Here is a 16,051-nt window from a genome sequence, read left to right on the forward strand (position 1 = left end):
TGATTGATTTACCTTACAGTTTGAAGACGAATAACATTAGATTTTGTTACGGCAACACATTGGTTTTCTTCGTTTTACTCCTGATCTTGTAACTTCTTATCCCTAACTCCCATAATCAAAAGCCATAAACACAATGAAATCTCTCCAATATCTGCTGGTATTGTAATGTTTTGTAAAATGATGGAGTCATTACCAGGGTCCATAAAGTACACTACAAAGTCTATTAAATCCCCAACACACCCTAGCATTAAAAGGGCTCCGATAACTTTAGGAATCACTCCCGACTTAAAAATCATGTATCCGAGAGGAAACAAATACATCCCAAAAAATATCTGGTTTACAAAGTATCCCTTGGTATGCATTTTCAAAAAAAATGTTGACAATCCTTGTAATTGCTCTGCCCTAAAAGCATTCGAATAGTTTGGATCATGTAACAGTTCGAAAGCAGAAAATTGATTGAGCATATTTTGGCAGTACATCGCCACCGAAATCACGACGCAAAACAACATAAACAAGGATATTTCCTTATAAAGGTTTTTAAAAACAAGATATAATAGAAAAGCATAGAAAAAGAACATGCTAGACATTACTAAATCACTTACAAATCCCAACCTAAAGAGCCATTCATTATTGATAATGTTTTTTGAGGTGGTTACAATATCACCGGTTACAAAAATTTTCTGTCTCACAAAAAATTCGGCGAATATTCCAGTAGTAATTAGAATTAAAAATAGTAACCCTGCAAGTCGAGCTGTGTTTTTCTTAGTTAAAATCATAAAATTAGATTTTTTTATACATTAATTGTTTTCCAAAATAATCGCGTATATCTGTATCGGTCATTGGTTGCAAGGCGCCGAAAACTATTTCTTTATACACTTTGTTTGTTATTGAACCTGGAGTCAAGAAACGTGTCCCCATTAAGCTTCTGGTTTGATTTACTATTTCTTCTGCATAATGAGTAGAGAAATGTTTTGCTACCACAGAAGCTTCGAATAATTTTTCTAACGAAGATTTGTTGCTAACCCTAAAATCTTCTAGTAATACACCAGCTTGTTCACATAATTGACATGCTGCTTTATATTTGATCATTAAATCTCCTACAGTATCACTAAACCTTTCTGACTCAGATAGTGTTTTTCCGTTCTTGATTTTTTTACCACTAAACTCTTTCAATTGTAAAATAACACGATAGGCTGCTCCTAAATATGGCGCTGGAACCAAAGCCTGAAACCAGGATCTTTGATATACCAGGATTTCGCATCTTTCTTGTTCAGATTGATCCAATTGAATAACATTAGAACTGGGCACATTTAGGTTTTCGAATGTTACCGATTTTGTAAATGATCCTTGCATGGTATCCCCAAAAACAGAATCCTCAAAAACAATACTATTGTTATTTGAAGGAATAAAAAAAACAGCATTACTTCCTTCAGACAACTCTGCTGTAAACACCAAATAATCGGCAATCCCAGCTAAAGACATAAAAGGCGCTTTACCATTGATGATATATGAATCATTTTCTTTTTTAGCCATTATCTTAGTATTGCCCGAAGCATCTTTATAGGTTCTTACAGATCCGGTATTAGCAATTAATAAACCTTCTTTTTTGATTTTATTTAATAGTACTTCTCTTTTCCAATATACTGTACTTGTTTTTGAAAAAGGATATGATGCAAATGACGCCAATACATAATAATGCATCGATAATGCTACTGACACTGGAATCGAAACTTCTCCAATCCTATGCAGAACCCTAAAACTCTCTTGATAAACCTTTCTTACATCTTTTTCATAACAAGAAATAAAAGGCACTTTTGTTGTTTTTAAAAATGAATAGAATTTTGGATAATCTTTGGTCTTTTCTACTTCAATTAAAACTTTACATACTTGTTTTAACTCATCTTTCGCCTTAGGGTGACCGTTGGCGGTTATTATATTCTTCATCTTCATTATTTTTAGTTGATCAATATTAGAGGTTTGGAAGCCAAAAAATTTGAGCGGCCATAAAAATTCCACCCGCCGTTGCGAGAGATAAAACGAATAAGCCAGCAGATAGGGCCCATTTTCCTATGGTTTTTGCTTTTGGTTTTGCCAAGACATAGATTTCAAAAAGTAATAGCGGTAATAAGAAGCAAGCGAAGTATAGAAACATATCAAAGGGACCCGTGAGCGTTTCATTACTCCCTGGAGCTCCTCCATTAATTAAAATCCAAAACCCAAATCCGATTCGAAAGAACCAAACTCCACTCACAGTTAAAAAAGTACGCATAGCCCAACGTTGATGAATACTTATTTTTCGTTTTATTGCGTAATAAACACTTATGGAAGCACAGCCCATAATAAAAATAGCATTAGTAGTTAATGCAATTTGGCCATATATCCCTCCTACAGTATTGGGTCTGCTCCAAATCATATACAACCCTCCTAAGCTTATAATAAAAGCTGTTAAAATATAGACCCTCCCATTTAATCGATGAAACAGAGGATAACGTTGCTGTAGTTTAGGAATAAACTGTAAAGGCCCTCCAAAAGTAATTATAAATGCCATGAGAATATGAAGTAGGACAAATGCATTTCCCATATAATCTCCTTCTATAAAACCGTGGATCATCCTTCTGGTCCATTCTTCAAAATCGCCTTGAATTGCTGTTCCTCCATAAAAAACCGCTATATAATAGGCAAACAACCATTGGCCAATAATGGTAATTACAAACCATAATCGGGCTGAAATATGCAGCATCTTATTTGACCACAATTCTCTAGATGGTAATGTAGTGCTTACTGCACCGCTTTGTGAATTCATATCTGTTCGTTTTTTTTAATTGATGATTGATTTGATTGATGATGAAAATTTATTTATTCTTTTTGAAGCGTACTATGAGAAGAATCGAACCCTTTGATTATAAGCCACAACGTAAGCACAATGAGATGCACCCCATTTTGACCATAAAACATAAAACTCACTCGATAGTCAAAAATTTGTAACCAGGAAACCATAAAAACTATAGCCGCAGAAATCGTAAACCAAATGGAAAAAAATCTTGGAATTAGCTTTGTTTTAAAAAATACATAATACAGTAATATGGCTCCAACACTAAACAGTATTAAAATGAAGAAATGTGCCCAATAATATTCTTCTACTTTTAGAGCTCCTATAGTCCTATAATGCTCTACACCTAACATTTCTGTCTTTTCAAGAATTTGACTTAAGGATATTAAAGATAGATGTGTAATATTGCTTACAATGGTAATTGCAAATCCTATTACCCATAAAATAACATACCAAAATGCTAAACTTCTTTTGTATTGTTTTAAAATCGGAAACAACACAATGGAAATAATTACACCCAATGCTCCCGCAATTAGATCTAAAAGTATTGCGATCTTCATTTGCAAGGAATTTTCGAGTACGGTAGTCAAAAAGTTTTCGGATTCAACAAGTGACATTGACAACCCTCTTATAGAAGTCCCCGTTGCACCTGATAACATCATTAAAAGGAATAGTATACCCACGACTCTTCCGGTCTTTTTAATTGAATTCATAATTATTGTTTTTGACCCCAGGTTTTGGGGCATGTTGATGATTAAACTTTGATTGTTATTATACACCTGGATGTATCCAGATTCTTAGTTTGCTTATAACTATCTTGATGATAAGTTAGTTTACCTTGAAAAGGTCTTTGATGTAGTTTCTGAATACGTACCCCCATGGAATCACGATAAGATCTATAGGAATAGCAATAGCAAAAGGCTCTAGAAACCCTTCAAAAGTCGAATCCAATTGCCCTGTAAACCATAATGGCACATAAATTCCCAACAGCCATACAGATTTGTAAAACAATTGTAATAGCAGTAAGGGTAACATTTGCAAAGGAAATCGTATCCCTAAGCCCATTATTGTTGCATAAGCTGCCCAAAAACTATAAGCAACTCCATCATAGGGTCCCCATAATTCACTCGGACTAATAATTTCTGACCATGAACTGTATCCCAAAGTCAGAAAGGTTAGTAGATATAATCCACGCATTAGATATAACCTAAATTTTGATATTCTTTTAGTTTCAGCTATATCTTTAGGTATTGTTCTGGCAATACTGGTTTTTATATTCATAACTGTTCGTTTTTAATTGATGATGATTGATGATGATTGTTCGTTTTTTGATTGATGGTGTTATTCTTTCATCTGTTATGCTTTTAATGGTTGAAATCTATTTCTTTAGAATCCCCTGTTATTTTCACTTTAGCATCTGAATCTACATTGCATTTGACAATCTTATATGACAATGCTAAATTTCCTTTACTATCGTCATTAAACTGAAGCTTTATGTCGTTTCCTGAAACTGGACCGATAGTTTCAAAATACGCTCCAGAGCTAACTTTTAGTGAATCAAGGAGGTTATTCGCAACAAATACCACAATACTATCATTTGAATTTGTACGTTTCGTTTTTTCTATGATTAGTTTTTCATGTTTCACTTCAGTTTTTATGTAAGGCATCAAATTTTGAGGTGCTTTAACCTGGACGTCTGTTACACCATCTTGTATAAAAAACACTGTAATACCATGGTTTAAAGACATTTTTTTAAACCTTTTTACATTTCTCGTTTCAGAAACGAATTCACTAGTATCAATGTTCTCTATTGCTCCGTTGCGAACATAACGATGTATTGAAAATTGAAATGCCATAAAGAAAATGGCCATTATACTAATCGCAACAATTACAATGAGGTTACTTTTTTTCATGATCTTCGTCAGTTTTATAGTTCTCAAAAGAGCTTTCTACCTCTTTAAATTCTATATTGAGGAGCTTCATTTTTTTAAATACATCAGGAAGAGTTTCTTTCATGAACTCTCTTTTTTTGACTTCGAGCACCTTATCATATCCATCTGGCGAGATAAAGTATCCTATTCCTCTTTTATTATAAATTACTTCTAAATCTTGCAGATAATTAAAAGCTCGTATTGCTGTATTCGGATTTACTTCAACCATCATTGCCATTTCTCGTACAGAAGGTATTCTCTCATCGCCATTCCATCTTTTTTTCAGGATATTTTCGTAAAAGAAATCCACAATCTGTAGATATATTGGTTTACTGTTATCAAAATCCATAATTACACTTCCTTTTCAATCATTCTAAAATACCCCGCCAAAAACATAGCTGGCCCTAAAATGATCATAAATAACCATCTGCCGGTAATTGAAAAATCTTTCTTCGCCAAATTAAATGCTTCTGAAGCCAATTGTTCTCCGGAAAACACATCAAAATCATGATTAAGCATTCCATATATCAAGAAATTATAGAACAATATCCCCAGAAAAACTAGTAGCAGTGAGAGTACGGTTTTACCCATCCTATTTTTGCCAAATCTAATCGCCCCATAAAAAAATACGGGTTGTACGAAAAGGTAAAACGTTATCATTTTCCAATACTCCTCAGAAAATATAGAAATGAAATGAAGATTGACTTTAGAAAACAGACTTCCAAAGATGATTGCCATTTGCCCTATCAACACACCAAGAATTGTAAAGGCTACTGTATATAAAATATATGTGGTAATCCAAACAGCAATTACTCTCTCAACTGGTGAAATAGGCAAAGTAAGATACAGATGGTTCTTTTTTTGATCATGTACTTCTTTAAAGATTGAAAATGTAAACAGTACACCAAACAAAACATATAACAAGCCAGATGTTCCAGCATAATCTTCTGCAGTTATACTATGATCTCCAAAACCAAGATTAAGTAAAAAAGCAATAAAAAGAATTCCCGCTGCAATACTTAACCCAGTTACGATGCTTCCTCTTAGGACCGTAACATCTCTGTACACACTATTAATTATCCTTTTGAGACTAAACTGCATGGTCATGATATGTATTCTTTAGTACATTATTAATGGCATCGCTATTATTTAAAACAGCATTAAATAATAATTCAAGATCAACTTCTGATTCTTCTCTATCTTCTCTAATCAATACGCTTTTCCCGGTAAAAGAGGGCTCGGCATATATAATAGATTCTTGAGGACCTTGAGTGGGTTTGCCAAACCATAAATGATTTGAAACTTTTGAGAGCGAATAGTCAAATGCAATATTACATTGGTTTAGGATGACCACATGATTAATTAAGCTATGCAAATCTCTAACCTGATGCGTTGAAATCACTATACATCTTTGTTCATCAGCAACAGAAGCCATTATTTTTCTAAACTGACTTTTCGATGGAATATCAAGTCCATTGGTAGGTTCATCCATTAAAAGAAGTTTGGTGTTCGTAGCTATCCCAAAAGCAATTAACACCTTTTTCTTTTGTCCAAATGAAAGCGTTGAAATCTTTTGATCTTTTGAAAGTTCAAATTCTGCTATAAGTTCATAAAACTGATCTTTGGAAAATTTCGGGTAAAAAACAGAATTGACTTGCTCATAGGTTGTTATTTTCAATCCGTTTAATTCAAACTCCTCAGGGACGATAAAAACATTTTGAAGACAACTCACAGTTCTTTTGGAAATGTCCTCATCAAAAACTCGACATTGCCCCGATTTTGGAAATAGTAATCCAGACATTATCCTCATTAAAGTACTTTTTCCTTCACCATTTTTACCAAAAAGACCATAAATATTTCCTGCTACAAAACTCAATGTAACATCATCAAATACTCGTTTTCCTTTGGGGAAGTAGAATTTAAGGTTGTTTAGTGTTATCATATCTAGTGTGTTAGTTATCTAGTGCACTTCAAAACTAACTAAGTCAAATCAATAATGCAAATTTTATTCTATTTATTTTAAAATCAATTATTTACAACAGCAATAATTCTTAAAGGGCCGCCACTTCCTCCCTTTATTTTCATGGGTAATGCAATCACTTCAAAGTTTTTTTGAGGCAACTTATCAAGATTAGCTAAATTCTCGAACACTGGAATGTTCTTACTAAAAAGTATCACATGACTTTTAAAATATTCCGATTGACCATAATCTATACTTGGCGTATCAATCCCTATCGCATTAATATCACGGTTTGTAACTAACCACTCTGCCGCTTCAGGAGAAAGTCCCGGAAAATGAAGATCTTTGATGGCATCTTCTCCTCGTTTATCGGTACCAAGATATTTCATCTTATTGGGATAATATTGAGACAAGCCCGTATATAACAGCACAATACTCTTATCTGGAATTTTTGTTTCATGTATTTTTTCCCAATTTGTAAGGTCTTTTATCTCTATTTGGTACTCGGGATCATTCATAGCATTCTTAGAAACATCAATTTTTATAGCACCTCCCATTAAATTTTCTAAAGGAATTTCATCCAAAGCTTGTCCACTTTTATAAAAATGAATTGGGGCGTCGATATGGGTACCTCCATGTTCGGCTGTGGTAAAATTATAAGCAGAGTAGTAATATCCTTTATCCGTTTGACCGGCATAAACGGTATCCAGCTCAAACTCTTTTGAAGTGACCCAATATACTGTTTCATCAGAAAAAGCATGAGTTAGATCTATTATCTTGTTTTGTGAGGTTTGTTTTTGTTTTGATTCGGAAACTTCTGGTGATTGATTTGCTGTATTGGTACAACCTAGAACCATAAAAAGACCTATCAAACTAAAACACAAAACAAGCTTCATAACTTCATATATTAATGTTAATCAAATACTTAAACCCATATTAAAAATAAAAAAACCGAAGCAAATTACTTCGGTTTTTCAATATTTATAGTTCAAAATTTACTATCCTTTCAAACTTGCTTTTAGATATTCACGATTCATACGAGCTATATTTTCAAGAGAAATTCCTTTTGGACACTCAATTTCACAAGCTCCTGTATTAGTACAGTTCCCAAATCCTTCTTCATCCATTTGATTTACCATTGCCAAAACACGATCTGTAGCTTCTACCTGACCCTGTGGTAGTAACGCAAATTGAGAAACTTTTGCCGAAGTAAATAACATAGCAGAGGCATTTTTACATGCCGCCACACAAGCTCCACATCCAATACATGTTGCTGCAGCAAATGCATCATCAGCATCATCTTTGTTTACAGGAATCGCATTAGCGTCTATTGTGTTACCAGATGTATTGACAGAGATATATCCTCCCGCATGTTGAATTCTATCAAACGCGCTTCGATCCACCATCAAATCCTTTACTACAGGAAATGCTTTTGCTCTAAAAGGTTCGATATAAATCGTGTCTCCATCATTAAACTTACGCATATGTAACTGGCAAGTAGTTACTAAACGATCCGGACCATGGGGTTCTCCATTAATCTGTAACGAACAAGCTCCGCAAATTCCTTCTCTACAATCATGATCAAACACTACAGGCTCTTCACCTTTTGTAATTAGTTCTTCATTTAACACGTCTAACATTTCTAAAAAAGACATGTCACCTTCAACTCCAGATATTGGATAATCAACTATCTTTCCTTGTGATTGGGCATCTTTTTGACGCCATATTTTTAATGTAAGATTCATAGCTTTTTATTTATAAGAACGTGTTTTTAACTCTATATTATCGAAGACTAATTCTTCTTTATGTAACTCAGCATCTTTAGGCTCTCCTTTATACTCCCAAGCCGCAACATACTTAAAGTTTTTATCATCTCTAAGTGCTTCACCTTTTTGCTCACCATCTTGTTCAACAGACTCTTCTCTAAAATGACCACCACATGATTCATTTCTATGCAAAGCATCTTTGGCAAATAACTCTCCTAATTCTAAGAAATCTGCTACACGTCCTGCTTTCTCTAATTCTGGATTCATACTATTAGCAGTACCAGGAACTTTTACGTTTTTCCAGAAATCTTGTCTTAGCTCGGCAATCTCATCGATAGCTTCCTTAAGTTCTTTTTCATTACGAGACATTCCACACTTGTTCCACATGATTTTACCTAATTTTTTATGGTAATAATCTACTGAATGCTCTCCTGATCCTCCCATCAATTTCTCGATTCGATCTTTTACATCTTTTTCTGCCTGATCAAACTCTGGAGTATCTGTTGGAATTTTTCCGGTACGAATATCATGAGATAAATAATCTCCAATAGTGTACGGTAATACAAAATATCCATCTGCCAGACCTTGCATTAATGCAGAAGCACCAAGACGGTTAGCACCGTGGTCAGAGAAATTTGCTTCGCCGGCTGCATAACAACCAGGAACCGTAGTTTGAAGATTATAGTCTACCCAAAGACCACCCATTGTATAATGTACCGCTGGATAGATCATCATTGGTGTTTTATATGGATTTTCGTCTACAATTTTCTCATACATCTGGAAAAGGTTACCATACTTGTTTTCGATTACCTCTTCTCCTAGCTTCGTAATTTCTTCTTTAGAAGGATTTTCCATCCCAGAGGTTAATGCTTTTTCTTTTCCATATCGTTGTATCGCCGAAGCAAAATCAAGATATACCGCTTCTCCTGTTTTATTAACCCCAAAACCTGCATCACAACGCTCTTTGGCCGCCCTTGATGCCACATCACGTGGTACAAGGTTACCAAATGCTGGATAACGACGTTCTAAATAATAATCTCTTTCTTCTTCAGCTAATTGAGTTGGTTTTAGTTTACCCGCTCGTATCGCCTCTGCATCTTCAATTCTTTTAGGAACCCAAATACGTCCATCATTACGCAATGATTCTGACATTAATGTCAGCTTGGACTGATGATCTCCAGAAACTGGAATACATGTTGGGTGAATCTGCGTATAACAAGGGTTTGCAAAGAATGCCCCTCTTCGGTGCGCTCTCCACGCTGCCATTACATTACTTCCCATAGCATTAGTACTCAAAAAGAATACATTTCCGTATCCTCCGGTAGCTAATACAACTGCATGAGCAGAGTGACGTTCTATCTCTCCTGTAACCAGGTTACGAGCAATAATTCCTCTTGCTTTACCGTCAACTTTTACCAAATCCAGCATTTCATGACGATTAAACGCTTCTATTTTACCTCTATTGATCTGGCGGTTCATTGCAGAATATGCTCCTAACAACAATTGTTGTCCAGTTTGTCCTTTTGCATAAAACGTACGTGATACTAATACCCCTCCAAACGAACGGTTATCTAGCAATCCACCGTACTCACGTGCAAATGGTACTCCTTGTGCGACACATTGATCAATAATATTTCCAGAAACCTCAGCTAATCGATACACATTAGCTTCTCTGGATCTGTAATCTCCTCCTTTTATGGTATCATAGAATAAACGATAATCAGAATCACCATCTCCTTGATAATTTTTAGCAGCATTGATTCCTCCTTGTGCAGCAATCGAATGCGCACGACGAGGAGAATCCTGATAACAAAATGTTTTTACATTATATCCAAGTTCAGCTAATGTAGCAGCTGCACTTCCTCCTGCTAATCCAGTACCAACAACGATAACATCAATATTACGTTTATTGGCTGGGTTAACCAGGTTAATTGTATTTTTATGTTTTGTCCACTTATCTGCCAGTGGACCTTCAGGTATTTTAGAATCTAAAATTGACATATTCGTGGTTTTTAATGAGTTAAATGTAGAGCTATTGCAATCACTATAAATCCTAATGGAATTACAATGGCAAAAGCCTTTGCAAATTTTGTTGCTGCTACAGAATATTTATTATTAAATCCAACCGACTGGAATGAGGATGCAAATCCATGCCATAAATGCAATGCCAAAAACACAAATGAAAGTGCATATAATCCCGTTCTTATAGGGCTCTCAAAACGATGTAATAGTTCTGGGTAATATCGTGTTGGATCCTCTGGAGCAAATTCTACATATTTATGAACCATTTCTGGAATCCAGAAATCGTAAAAATGTAATCCCAGAAATGCTAGAATCACTAATCCCGAATAGATCATGTTTCTTGACATCCATGAAGCATTTGCGCCTCCACTATACTTTGCATATTTTACTGCTCGCGCGTTTCTGTTCTTTATTTCTAACACAAACCCCATCACAAAGTGAAAAACTACTCCAAAAATAAGTACCGGTTGTAATGCAAACTGAACCAAAGGGTTTGTTCCCATAAAATGAGACAGTTCATTAAAAACATCTGCGCTAAAAATCGAAGTAAAGTTAATGGTAAAGTGCTGTAATAAGAAGAAAACCAAGAAAAGTCCCGAAAGTGCCATCGCTACTTTTCTAGCTATTGAAGATTTTATCAATCCACCCATTATTTAAAAATGTTTAGTTAATTGGGAAACAAAAATAGGGTTCGCACACCTTTTTACCAAGATTTTAGTAGGTTTATCTGGTATTTATAATGAATTTAAAATACATTTTATCTTTTGTTGAATCTTTAAAACGAAATCGTTTGAGATAACGGTTTAAGATTCAACAAAAAAACACTTCTTTTTTATAAATATGCTAATTTTAGTCCATGCAAAATATCAATTCTAAGCTTCCAGAGGTTTCAACGACTATTTTTACCGTAATGAGCAAAATGGCAAACGAGTATGATGCCATAAATCTTTCTCAAGGTTTTCCAAATTTTGATGTACATCCAAAATTGATTGATTTGGTAACTCAAGGCATGAAAAAAGGCTATAATCAATATGCTCCTATGCGTGGTTTAATGTCTTTACGAGAAATTATTGCTGAAAAAACGAATTCCTTATATGGCAGTAAATATCATCCGGATACCGAGGTTACAGTGACCTCGGGGGCTACTCAGGCAATTTTCACGATTATAGCTGCTTTTATACATCCAGGTGATGAGGTCATCATATTCAAACCGGCTTATGATTCTTATGAACCTTCTATTAAATTATTTGGAGGAACGATTGTTCCAGTTCAATTGTCAGCACCAGATTTTAAGGTAGATTGGCAAGATTTTGCTCAAAAAATCACAAACAAGACCAAAATGGTGATTATTAACACGCCACACAACCCCAGTGGTACCATGTTATCAAAAGAGGACATGCTTACATTAGAAAAGCTACTTAAGAACACCAATATCGTAGTATTAAGCGATGAAGTGTATGAGCATATTATATTTGATGGACAAGAACATCAAAGCGTAGCCAAATTTCCAGGGTTAGCCGAGCGTTCTTTTATAACAGCTTCGTTCGGAAAAACGTTTCATACTACGGGATGGAAAATGGGATACTGCCTAGCACCTAAGGAATTGATGACCGAATTCAGAAAAGTGCATCAATTTAATGTGTTTTGCAGCAATCACCCCATGCAATATGCCTTGGCAGAATATCTTAAAACCGCAGAACACTACCTCTCATTACCTGGTTTTTATCAACAAAAAAGAGATCTATTTTTATCGTTAATTAAAGATTCTCGTTTTACCTTCAAACCCGCTGCAGGAACTTATTTTCAACTATTAAATTATACAAAAATTACTGATGAAAGAGATGTCGCTTTCGCCGAAAGGTTAACTAAAGAACATAAAATAGCATCCATTCCGGTTTCGGTATTTAATCTAAATCAACAGGATGACAAGGTATTGCGGTTTTGTTTTGCCAAAACGGATGATACTTTGGAACAAGCTGCTGAGATTTTGTGTGGAATCTAATTTCCGATTGATTGCTGATAGTTGTTAACTGATAGAAGTACAACTAAAAACTACGTCAGTTCGAGTGCTTCGACTTTAGGAGAAATGTATCGAGAACAGTAATTTTCAAAAATCAAACTTCAACTGAATCAGTTCAAACTCATTTTCTTCTTTTTCTTTTTTCTTTTCTTTCCCGGTATTTAGATTGGAAAGTGAAATCCCAAGTAACCGAACTGAATTTTTCATTTTATCCTGATACAAGAGTTCTTTTGCAGTTTCAAGAAGAATGGAAGCCTCATTTACAAAGTATGGGAGTGTTTTACTTCTTGTTTGCACCGAAAAATCACTGTACTTAATCTTTAAAGTAACTGTTCTACCGGCTACCTTGCTTCTTTTTAGTCTTTTCTGAAGCTCTTCGGCTATACTTTCTAAGCGCTCCAACATATAAATCTCTGAAGCTATATTCTCACTAAATGTACGTTCTGCTGCCAAAGATTTGCGTTCTCGATTGGGTTTTACCTCACTTAAATGAATCCCCCTTACGATGCGATAGTAATGTCCTCCAGATTTTCCAAAATTTTGAGTAAGAAATTCTTCAGATTTAGATTTCAGGTCTTTGCCTGTATAAATACCCATTTGGTACATTTTGGCCTGGGTCACTTTGCCTACACCATAAAACTTTTTTACATCCAACTCTTCAAGAAATTCGATTACCTCTTCCGGATCTACTGTTTTTTGTCCGTTGGGCTTGTTGTAGTCACTAGCAACCTTAGCAATAAACTTATTAATCGATATCCCCGCAGATGCCGTAAGCCCTACCTCATCAAAAATACGCTGTCGTATTTCTTGGGCAATTAACGTAGCACTGGGGTTTCCTTTTTTATTCTCGGTTACATCAAGATAGGCTTCATCCAGAGATAGCGGTTCTACCAAATCGGTATAATCAAAAAAGATTTTCCGGATTTGAGAAGATATTTCCTTGTAGCGATCAAATCTGGGACGCACAAATATTAGATCCGGGCATAGTTTTCTTGCTGTAAAACCAGGCATCGCAGATCGCACCCCAAATACTCTTGCTTCATAACTAGCGGCACTTACAACACCACGTTTAGATCCACCACCAACCGCAAGGGGCTTCCCCTTAAGTTCTGGGTTATCCATTTGCTCTACTGAAGCGTAGAAGGCATCCATATCCACATGAATGATTTTTCTATGTAGTGTTGATTCTTCCAAAAAAAAGAGAATTGATTACAAATTTATGGCTTCTTTGCGTAAAAGTAATAACCCGCTTTTATACCTTTACCAATAAATCATCTCAAAAAATGTCAAAAACTGCAATCATACTAGGCGCTACAGGTTTAACAGGAGGGATTTTAGTACAGCAATTGATCAATGATGATCGATACAACAAGATCAAGCTTTTTTCTAGAAAAAGTGCACAGATTTCTCATCCTAAAATCGAAGAGTATATCATAGATATGCTTGAGTTAAGAGATTCTGCCAGCGACTTTACGGCAGATGAAGTATTTTGCTGTATTGGGACCACGACTTCAAAAACTTCAAATAAAGATTTATATCACAAGATTGATTACGGAATCCCAGTAAGTGCTGCTCGATTATGTAAAACCAATAAAATTCCAGTTTTTATAGTCATTTCTGCTTTAGGAGCTAATGCAAGTAGTACAATCTTTTATAATCGCACCAAAGGAGAAATGGAAGAAGCGGTTTTAGAATTTGATATCCCCAAAACTCATATCTTGCAACCATCACTTATTGGTGGAAAAAGAGAAGAAAAAAGGCCTGGTGAGTATTTTTTTAAAATGCTAATGCAAGTTGTTAATCCATTATTAATAGGGCCTCTAAAAAAATATCGAACTATTAATCCCGAAACGATCGTTTCAACCATGATTTGGCTGGCAAATCATGATTTCGAAGAAAAAAGAATAGTCTCTGATAGGATAAAGAAGATTGTAAATAAGTACTAGATTAACAAATCGACAATATTTTTGTAATGATCGAGATAGAACGCAAATTTCTGGTCAGCTCTGAAGCTTTTAAAAACGTAGCTCAAAAAAGTACCAGAATCATACAAGGGTTTCTTAATACCACTCCAGAACGAACGGTTCGAATTAGAATAAAAGGAGATAGTGCCTTCATAACTATAAAAGGGATTAGCAATTCTTCGGGTATTTCTCGATTCGAATGGGAAAAACCTATTGAAGTAGAAGAAGCCGAACAACTATTACTTTTATGTGAACCTGGGAGTATTGAAAAAATGCGTTATGAAATCAAATCGGGCGATCATACCATCGAAGTGGATGAATTTTTTGGTGACAACCAAGGGTTAATTATTGCCGAAATCGAACTTCGTGACGAAAATGAGCCATTTTTAAAACCAAATTGGTTAGGAAAAGAAGTTACCGGTGATTCTAGGTATTATAACTCTCAACTAAGCAAAAAACCATATACCTTATGGTAAAAAAGTAATCAAAATAAGTCTCTCACTCCTACTAACTACAGCTTATCATCACTTAACAAAAATGTAACATATTTTGGTAGTAAGGACTATATCATAGCTACGTCTAAGCGCACTTATTGTTAACCAAAATTGAAAAAATATGTTACACAAATCTAAAAGATCCCTACTAGGGATCATGCTACTTATTTGCCCATTTTTAAGTGTTAAAGCTCAAGTACCCGTTAATGGATTTTATGCTAAAAAAAACACATTTACTTTTGCCTCCAGTTATTCTTTTAAAAGTTATGATCAATTTTATAGAGGGGCCACTTTATCTGAAGGTAATCCAGCTGGACTTGGAGAAATTTCATCTTCAATCGTATCCTTATATAGTCAATATGCGATATTAGATTGGTTGTCTGCAACAGCAACCTTGCCCTATATAAACGTAGAAAGCGAAACCGGAGAATTAGACCCTGTACAAAATGTGGCTCAAGTTGATGGAGTACAGGATTTAGGTCTTTTTGTAAAAGCAAGGATTTTGGAAAAGAAATTTGAAAACGCTTCTAAAATTACTCTTGGAGGTGCTTCTGGAGTCACTTTTCCTATTAGCGACTATCAAGGTGCCGGGGTATTATCTCTCGGCAATCAAGCTACAGCCGTTAATGGATCAGCCATTTTTCAATACACTACTCCTTTCAAGATATTTAGCGAAGTTCAATTAGGTTATAGTATGAGAAGCAGTAGTGATTTTGATATTCCTAATGCGATGGCATACAGTGCAAAAGTTGGATACCACAACAAGTGGCTATATATGCATGCAAAACTGGATATACAAGACTCTATGTCTGGATTGGATATAGGTTCTCCAGAATTTGGTGCAGCTGGGGGCCCTGCCGCCCTTCCGGAAACCGAGGTAGATTATACAAATCTATCTTTTGATTTTTATGTACCTGTATATAAAAACAATGTTGGAGTATCTGCTGGGTACGGAACTACATTAGATGGTCGAAATTATAACAAAGAATCAGCTTTTTCTTTTGGTTTGGTTTATACTGCTCGATAAACAATCATTCTAGACACTCAACATACCTTAAACACCA

At 35.1% G+C, this 16,051-nt stretch carries 18 protein-coding genes; 4 read left to right on the plus strand and 14 right to left on the minus strand.

The genetic code is table 11. The features are described 5' to 3' along the window. Positions 1-74 precede the first annotated feature (74 nt). From JJQ60_RS10685 to JJQ60_RS10745, 13 genes are all read right to left on the minus strand, one after another. Complete coding sequence (locus JJQ60_RS10685; RefSeq protein ID WP_201919488.1) at positions 75-776, minus strand: DUF4386 domain-containing protein; 702 nt, start codon at positions 774-776, stop codon at positions 75-77. Between the two features lie 4 nt (positions 777-780). After that, positions 781-1,944, minus strand: a complete 1,164-nt coding sequence (locus JJQ60_RS10690) for an acyl-CoA dehydrogenase family protein (protein ID WP_201919490.1) — start codon at positions 1,942-1,944, stop codon at positions 781-783. A gap of 25 nt (positions 1,945-1,969) precedes the next feature. Beyond that, positions 1,970-2,803, minus strand: coding sequence for a DUF2306 domain-containing protein (locus tag JJQ60_RS10695; protein ID WP_201919492.1), 834 nt, complete (start codon positions 2,801-2,803; stop codon positions 1,970-1,972). A 53-nt stretch (positions 2,804-2,856) separates the two neighbouring features. Continuing rightward, complete coding sequence (locus JJQ60_RS10700) at positions 2,857-3,543, minus strand: DUF4386 domain-containing protein (RefSeq protein ID WP_201919494.1); 687 nt, start codon at positions 3,541-3,543, stop codon at positions 2,857-2,859. 115 nt (positions 3,544-3,658) lie between these two features. Further along, positions 3,659-4,111 carry a hypothetical protein gene (locus JJQ60_RS10705; protein WP_201919496.1) on the minus strand — a complete coding sequence of 151 codons (453 nt, stop codon included), beginning with the start codon at positions 4,109-4,111 and terminating at the stop codon, positions 3,659-3,661. An 83-nt stretch (positions 4,112-4,194) separates the two neighbouring features. Further along, entirely contained in the window at positions 4,195-4,743 is a 549-nt protein-coding gene (locus JJQ60_RS10710; protein ID WP_201919498.1) for a GIN domain-containing protein, read from the minus strand. Further along, entirely contained in the window at positions 4,730-5,110 is a 381-nt protein-coding gene (locus JJQ60_RS10715) for a GntR family transcriptional regulator (RefSeq protein WP_201919500.1), read from the minus strand. The genes JJQ60_RS10710 and JJQ60_RS10715 overlap by 14 nt, the downstream gene beginning before the upstream one ends. 2 nt (positions 5,111-5,112) lie before the next feature. Then, entirely contained in the window at positions 5,113-5,862 is a 750-nt protein-coding gene (locus JJQ60_RS10720) for a hypothetical protein (protein WP_201919502.1), read from the minus strand. Further along, entirely contained in the window at positions 5,852-6,703 is an 852-nt protein-coding gene (locus tag JJQ60_RS10725; RefSeq protein WP_201919503.1) for an ABC transporter ATP-binding protein, read from the minus strand. The genes JJQ60_RS10720 and JJQ60_RS10725 overlap by 11 nt, the downstream gene beginning before the upstream one ends. 83 nt (positions 6,704-6,786) lie before the next feature. Further along, on the minus strand, positions 6,787-7,617 hold the full coding sequence (locus JJQ60_RS10730; RefSeq protein ID WP_201919505.1) for a cyclase family protein: 831 nt from the start codon (positions 7,615-7,617) through the stop codon (positions 6,787-6,789). 102 nt (positions 7,618-7,719) lie between these two features. After that, positions 7,720-8,466, minus strand: coding sequence for a succinate dehydrogenase/fumarate reductase iron-sulfur subunit (locus JJQ60_RS10735; RefSeq protein ID WP_201919507.1), 747 nt, complete (start codon positions 8,464-8,466; stop codon positions 7,720-7,722). A 6-nt stretch (positions 8,467-8,472) separates the two neighbouring features. After that, complete coding sequence (locus JJQ60_RS10740) at positions 8,473-10,488, minus strand: fumarate reductase/succinate dehydrogenase flavoprotein subunit (protein WP_201919509.1); 2,016 nt, start codon at positions 10,486-10,488, stop codon at positions 8,473-8,475. Positions 10,489-10,499: 11 nt separating this feature from the next. Beyond that, on the minus strand, positions 10,500-11,159 hold the full coding sequence (locus tag JJQ60_RS10745; RefSeq protein WP_201919511.1) for a succinate dehydrogenase cytochrome b subunit: 660 nt from the start codon (positions 11,157-11,159) through the stop codon (positions 10,500-10,502). 206 nt (positions 11,160-11,365) lie between these two features. Between JJQ60_RS10745 and JJQ60_RS10750 the strand changes: the two genes are divergently transcribed. Beyond that, positions 11,366-12,511 carry a methionine aminotransferase gene (locus tag JJQ60_RS10750; protein ID WP_201919513.1) on the plus strand — a complete coding sequence of 382 codons (1,146 nt, stop codon included), beginning with the start codon at positions 11,366-11,368 and terminating at the stop codon, positions 12,509-12,511. 105 nt (positions 12,512-12,616) lie between these two features. Here JJQ60_RS10750 and dinB read toward each other — a convergent pair whose 3' ends face one another. Beyond that, positions 12,617-13,723: a DNA polymerase IV gene (gene dinB, locus JJQ60_RS10755; RefSeq protein WP_201919515.1), complete on the minus strand. Its 1,107-nt coding sequence runs from the start codon at positions 13,721-13,723 to the stop codon at positions 12,617-12,619. 89 nt (positions 13,724-13,812) lie between these two features. On the opposite strand from dinB, the gene JJQ60_RS10760 reads away from it, so the two are divergent. From JJQ60_RS10760 to JJQ60_RS10770, 3 genes are all read left to right on the plus strand, one after another. Further along, complete coding sequence (locus JJQ60_RS10760; RefSeq protein ID WP_201919517.1) at positions 13,813-14,475, plus strand: NAD(P)H-binding protein; 663 nt, start codon at positions 13,813-13,815, stop codon at positions 14,473-14,475. 26 nt (positions 14,476-14,501) lie between these two features. Beyond that, the gene (locus tag JJQ60_RS10765) at positions 14,502-14,969 is read left to right on the plus strand and encodes a CYTH domain-containing protein (RefSeq protein WP_201919519.1); all 468 of its coding nucleotides are present in this window, start codon (positions 14,502-14,504) and stop codon (positions 14,967-14,969) included. A 139-nt stretch (positions 14,970-15,108) separates the two neighbouring features. Continuing rightward, positions 15,109-16,014, plus strand: coding sequence for a hypothetical protein (locus JJQ60_RS10770; RefSeq protein WP_201919520.1), 906 nt, complete (start codon positions 15,109-15,111; stop codon positions 16,012-16,014). Positions 16,015-16,051: the final 37 nt, after the last annotated feature.

The organism is Aquimarina mytili (assembly GCF_016735115.1).
In the GTDB taxonomy this organism is placed as follows: Bacteria; Bacteroidota; Bacteroidia; order Flavobacteriales; family Flavobacteriaceae; genus Aquimarina; species Aquimarina mytili.

Coding starts and splice junctions, on each gene's coding strand:
- JJQ60_RS10685 (WP_201919488.1), bottom strand. CDS start 776: ATGATTTTAACTAAGAAAAACACAGCTCGACTTGCAGGGTTACTATTT.
- JJQ60_RS10690 (WP_201919490.1), bottom strand. CDS start 1,944: ATGAAGAATATAATAACCGCCAACGGTCACCCTAAGGCGAAAGATGAG.
- JJQ60_RS10695 (WP_201919492.1), bottom strand. CDS start 2,803: ATGAATTCACAAAGCGGTGCAGTAAGCACTACATTACCATCTAGAGAA.
- JJQ60_RS10700 (WP_201919494.1), bottom strand. CDS start 3,543: ATGAATTCAATTAAAAAGACCGGAAGAGTCGTGGGTATACTATTCCTT.
- JJQ60_RS10705 (WP_201919496.1), bottom strand. CDS start 4,111: ATGAATATAAAAACCAGTATTGCCAGAACAATACCTAAAGATATAGCT.
- JJQ60_RS10710 (WP_201919498.1), bottom strand. CDS start 4,743: ATGAAAAAAAGTAACCTCATTGTAATTGTTGCGATTAGTATAATGGCC.
- JJQ60_RS10715 (WP_201919500.1), bottom strand. CDS start 5,110: ATGGATTTTGATAACAGTAAACCAATATATCTACAGATTGTGGATTTC.
- JJQ60_RS10720 (WP_201919502.1), bottom strand. CDS start 5,862: ATGCAGTTTAGTCTCAAAAGGATAATTAATAGTGTGTACAGAGATGTT.
- JJQ60_RS10725 (WP_201919503.1), bottom strand. CDS start 6,703: ATGATAACACTAAACAACCTTAAATTCTACTTCCCCAAAGGAAAACGA.
- JJQ60_RS10730 (WP_201919505.1), bottom strand. CDS start 7,617: ATGAAGCTTGTTTTGTGTTTTAGTTTGATAGGTCTTTTTATGGTTCTA.
- JJQ60_RS10735 (WP_201919507.1), bottom strand. CDS start 8,466: ATGAATCTTACATTAAAAATATGGCGTCAAAAAGATGCCCAATCACAA.
- JJQ60_RS10740 (WP_201919509.1), bottom strand. CDS start 10,488: ATGTCAATTTTAGATTCTAAAATACCTGAAGGTCCACTGGCAGATAAG.
- JJQ60_RS10745 (WP_201919511.1), bottom strand. CDS start 11,159: ATGGGTGGATTGATAAAATCTTCAATAGCTAGAAAAGTAGCGATGGCA.
- JJQ60_RS10750 (WP_201919513.1), top strand. CDS start 11,366: ATGCAAAATATCAATTCTAAGCTTCCAGAGGTTTCAACGACTATTTTT.
- JJQ60_RS10760 (WP_201919517.1), top strand. CDS start 13,813: ATGTCAAAAACTGCAATCATACTAGGCGCTACAGGTTTAACAGGAGGG.
- JJQ60_RS10765 (WP_201919519.1), top strand. CDS start 14,502: ATGATCGAGATAGAACGCAAATTTCTGGTCAGCTCTGAAGCTTTTAAA.
- JJQ60_RS10770 (WP_201919520.1), top strand. CDS start 15,109: ATGTTACACAAATCTAAAAGATCCCTACTAGGGATCATGCTACTTATT.